This window comes from bacterium (genome assembly GCA_040756715.1).
Lineage (GTDB): Bacteria > UBA9089 > UBA9088 > UBA9088 > UBA9088 > JBFLYE01.
This window is the reverse complement of sequence record JBFLYE010000082.1, coordinates 1-4,879: the sequence shown is the minus strand read 5'-3', so window position 1 is coordinate 4,879 and position 4,879 is coordinate 1. Positions and strand designations below refer to the sequence as shown.

The window sequence follows — 4,879 nt, the reverse complement described above, 5'->3', positions numbered from 1 at the left end:
ATAAACCTTCCAAAGACGGATTTTCCAATGAAGGCAAATTTAGCCCAATTGGAGCCAAAGGTTCTTAAAAAATGGGAGGAAATAGATATATATAAGGCTTTGTTGGAAAACAACAAGGAAAAGCCAAAATACATCCTCCACGATGGACCACCCTATGCCAATGGCAATATCCACATTGGCCATAGCCTGAATAAAATCTTAAAGGACATCATTGTAAAATATAAAGTCTTGAGTGGCTTTAATATACCATATGTCCCAGGATGGGATTGCCATGGCCTTCCTATAGAACATAAGGTTATGGAAAAATTGCCAAAGGACACAGAATTCTCTGAGATTAGAAAAGCCTGCAGGGAATATGCAAATAAATTTGTTGATATTCAAAGAAATGAATTTAAGAGGCTTGGCGTATTTGGCGATTGGGAAAATCCATACCTTACCTTTGAAAAGGGGTATATCGTAAAAACCTTAGAGCTTTTTAAAATCATGGTGAGGGAGGGCTATGTGTATAAGGACAAAAAGCCTGTATTCTGGTGCAAATCCTGTAAAACCGCCCTGGCTGAGGCAGAGGTGGTTTATAAAGAAAAAAAAAGCCCATCAATTATCGTAAAATTTCCCTATAAGGACAAATTTATCCTTATCTGGACAACCACGCCCTGGACATTATTTGGAAACACAGGAATTGCCATACACCCAGAATACCCATATTGCGAGATAGAGCATAATCAAGAAAAGCTAATTATGGCAAAAGACCTTGTAGCCTCGGTAATGAAAGAGAAAGAATACAAGGTTTTAAGGGATGTTTTGGGAAAGGAATTGGATGAGCAATATGCAAAGCATCCTTTCCTTGAAAGAGAGTCAAAGATTATTCTTGATTATCTTGTAACGCTTGATTGTGGAACTGGCTGTGTCCATATTGCTCCGGGTCATGGAATAGAGGATTATGCGGCTGGTTGTAAAAACGATCTTCCCTTAATCTGCGAGGTTGATGATAATGGGAAATTTACCAGCGGTATTTTTGAGGGAGAAGATGTATCTTTGGCAGACAAGAAAATTATTGAACATCTGGATAAAATGGGAATGCTTTTTGAAAAGGACGAAATCCTACATTCCTATCCACATTGCTGGAGGTGCAAAAAACCTATTATATTTCGGGCAACCAGCCAATGGTTCATAAATATTGACCACAAGGATTTAAGAAAGAGGATAATTTCTCTCTGCGATAATGTCCAATGGATACCCGACTATGGAAAAAATAGGTTTGTAGGAATGATGGAGGCAAGGGGAGATTGGTGCATCTCAAGGCAGAGGGCATGGGGGATTCCCATTCCATCCTTTTTTTGCAATAATTGTCAAAAATCCTTTATTACAGAAAAAAGCATTGAAATGGCACAAAAAATAATTGAAGAAAGTGGGGTAGAGGCCTATTTTAATAATGATTACCTTTTTGACTCCCGACTCCCGATCTCCTCCTCCCGACTCATTATATCCTGTCCATCCTGTGAAGGTTGCAATCTTACTAAAGAAAAGGACATCCTTGATGTTTGGTTTGATTCTGGCTCTTCACATTATGCTGTTTTAAGGGATAATCAAAAGCTTTCCTGGCCAGCAGATTTGTATCTTGAAGGTTCTGACCAACACCGGGGTTGGTTTCAATCATCCATTATAACATCCCTTGCCGGATTTAATTGCCCGCCATATAAGGCGGTTTTAACCCATGGATTTATCTTAGATGAAAAAGGTATTGCGATGTCAAAATCAGCGGGAAATGTTATTCCACCCCAAAAGATTGTTGAAAAATATGGGGCAGATATATTAAGGCTTTGGGTTTCCTCAGTTGATTTTAGAGAGGATATAAAAATAGGCGACGAAATCCTTAAACCAATCATTTTGTCGTATCGAAAGATAAGGAACACATTTAGATTTCTCTTAGGAAACCTTTATGATTTTGAAAGCCCTGTATCATATAATGAATTGAACTTAATTGATAAATATATCCTCCATAACCTTCAGGTTTTAATAGAAAATGTCTTGGATGCCTATCTTAAATTTGAATTTCATATTGTATTTAGAGAAATCCTTGATTTTTGCACAAGGGATTTATCAAATCTATACCTTGATATATTAAAAGACAGGCTATATTGCGAGGAAGCCAATTCAATCAAAAGGAGGGTGGCTCAGACTGTGCTTTATCAATGCCTTATCTCTCTGGTAAAGCTTATTGCACCCATTCTATCGTTCACCGCAGAGGAGGTTTGGGGAAAAATGCAAAATGAAGGTAGTATATTTTTCCAACAATTTCCAAAGCCGAATGTAAATTATAAAAATCAAGCAATAAAAGAGGAGATGGAGGAGATTATTAAGATAAGGGAGGAGGTTAATCTTGCTTTGGAAAAGAAAAGGGAAAATAAGGAAATCGGCTCCCCATTAGAGGCATCTTTAAAAATAAAGACAGAAAAATTTGACCTTCTTGATAAATATAAAGATTCTCTTTGTGAGATATTTATTGTTTCAGAGGTTTTGCTTGAGAAAGGAGAGGGATTAGAGATAGAGGTCTCTAATCACAAGGGAATAAAATGCCCAAGGTGCTGGATGTTTAGCTTCACAGAAAATGTAGATGGTTTATGCAAAAGGTGTGATGAGGTGTTGGCATATGGAAAATTTACAAAATAAAATTTTTAGAAAGGTTAACAGGTACACAGAAAAAATTTCAAAAAGGTTTCCCGATATACCTATTCATAATTTACGGCTTATCATATTAAACTTACTAAAACCAAAAACCTGGCCGAGAAGATTTTTATTAAGAAAAATAGGGAATAATAAATATGTCCCCTGATGAGACAATTTTGTTAAAAATTTTAACAGAGCTTAAAAAGGTAAATTTGGAAGCAATCCTTGTAGGAGGCGTTGCTTGTGCATTACAGGGTGTTCCTATAATGACCCAGGATATTGATTTTTTTATCCGCGATACAGAACTTAACAAAAGAAAAATTAGTAGGTTTGCAGAAAATCTTAATGGGAATCTGGTTAAATTCAACAATGCCATTACTGAGGTAATCCGGGTTGAAGGAAAAGAGGTTGTGGTTGATTTTGTCTTTCCTCAGGGCCTAAAACAAACCTTTGAAAATATCCGTTCAAGGGCAAAAAAGATTAAAATAGGAAATATGTTTTGTAAAGCCGCATCATTGGAAGACATACTTTACGCAAAAACCTCTGTGGGAAGAGATAAGGATAAGGCTATATTAAAAATTATCCAGGATACTATTTGTATAAAAAATAATCTATGAATATCCTAATTAAGGACATTTTGCTCTTGGATGGCAAGAAAAAAGATATCTATATAGAGGGAAATCTTATCAAAAAAATAGAGGGAAATCTTAACCTACAAGCAGATAAAACAATAGATGGAAAACATAAACTTGCCATCCCCTCTTTTATCAATTCCCATACCCATGCGGCGATGACTTTGCTGCGGGGATATGCCGATGATATGCCCCTCCTGCAATGGCTTTCTACAAAGATATGGCCAATTGAGGCAAAAATGAGAGAGGAAGATGTCTATTGGGGTGCAAAGCTTGCTTGCCTTGAGATGATAAGGAATGGGATTACCACATTTAACGATATGTATTGGCATTTTCATGGAACAGCCAAAGCAGCAGAAGAGATGGGTATGCGTGGAATTATCTCTGCTGTATTTATAGACCTATTTGATAAAGATAAAGCAAAAGAGCAAATTTCTCTTAATGAAAGGCTTTTTAAGGAGGCTAAATTCTATTCCAATAGGATAACCTTTGCCCTTGGGCCACATGCAATTTATACGGTATCAGAGGAATCTTTAAGATGGGCGGCTAATTTTTCAAAAGAAAACAATGTTTTTATCCACATTCACCTTTGTGAAACAGAGGAAGAAATTAAGGGTTGTATGGAAAAGCATAATCTTCGTCCGGTAGAATACCTTGAGAAAATTGGCTTTCTTTCCGAAAGGGTTATCGCTTGCCATTGTGTTTGGCTTTCTGAGAGAGAGATTAATATTTTAAAAGAGCATAATATAAAATGTGTATTTAATCCCATATCCAATATGAAGCTTTCGGTTGGGGAGGTTTTTCCTTATACCAAGCTAAAAAATACAGGAATCCTTTGTCTGCTTGGCACAGACGGTGCCTCATCAAACAATAGCTTGAATATGTTTGAGGCGATGAAAATAGCCTCTTTGCTTTTAAAATTTTCCTCCCATGACCCAACCAGCCTTAAGGCAGAAGAGGCATTTGCCTTAAGCACAAAGAATGTTTTTGTAGATACAGGGATCTCTGAAGGAAAACTTGCTGATATTACTATTATTTCTCTTGAAAGACCAGAATTTACCCCAGGATATAACCTTATTTCAGACATTGTCTATTCGGCAAATCCATCCTGTGTGGATACGGTTATCTGCAATGGAAAGGTCTTAATGGAAAACAAAAAAATAGAGGGTGAGAAAGAAATCATAGAAAAAGCAAAGGAGGTAGCATTTGATTTAATAGGAAGATGACAAAAGAAGAAATAAAGAGAATTATCATGGAACATAAAGAAATTCTTGAGAAATACAGAGTAAAATCCATTGCACTATTTGGCTCTTATGCAAAAAATGAACAAAGGGAGGATAGTGATATAGACCTTCTTGTTGAGTTTGAAAAAGACACTTATGATAATTTTATCCACTTAATCTTCTCTTTGGAGGAGCTTTTTAATAAAAAGGTGCAGGTTTTAACTGAAGGGGATTTAAGCCCTCACATTAGACCATATGTATTAAGAGGGGTAGAGAGGATTGAAGAATAATATTGTTTTCATTAGACATATTCTGGATGAAGTAAATTTTATATTAAAGAAAAGTCAAAATTTAGAA

Annotated in this window: 4 protein-coding genes; all 4 read left to right on the top strand. The window is 36.2% G+C overall.

All coding sequences use genetic code 11. The annotated features are described in order from the left end of the window. Positions 1 to 2,670, top strand: a 2,670-nt coding sequence (ileS, locus tag AB1397_03255; GenBank protein MEW6482009.1) for an isoleucine--tRNA ligase, incomplete at its 5' end; no start/stop codon positions are given. A gap of 152 nt (positions 2,671 to 2,822) precedes the next feature. Beyond that, positions 2,823 to 3,284, top strand: coding sequence for a nucleotidyltransferase (locus AB1397_03250; GenBank protein ID MEW6482008.1), 462 nt, complete (start codon positions 2,823 to 2,825; stop codon positions 3,282 to 3,284). Continuing rightward, the gene (locus AB1397_03245) at positions 3,281 to 4,525 is read left to right on the top strand and encodes an amidohydrolase (protein MEW6482007.1); all 1,245 of its coding nucleotides are present in this window, start codon (positions 3,281 to 3,283) and stop codon (positions 4,523 to 4,525) included. Before AB1397_03250 ends, AB1397_03245 begins: the two co-directional genes overlap by 4 nt. Further along, complete coding sequence (locus AB1397_03240) at positions 4,522 to 4,812, top strand: nucleotidyltransferase family protein (GenBank protein ID MEW6482006.1); 291 nt, start codon at positions 4,522 to 4,524, stop codon at positions 4,810 to 4,812. Before AB1397_03245 ends, AB1397_03240 begins: the two co-directional genes overlap by 4 nt. Positions 4,813 to 4,879 lie beyond the last annotated feature (67 nt).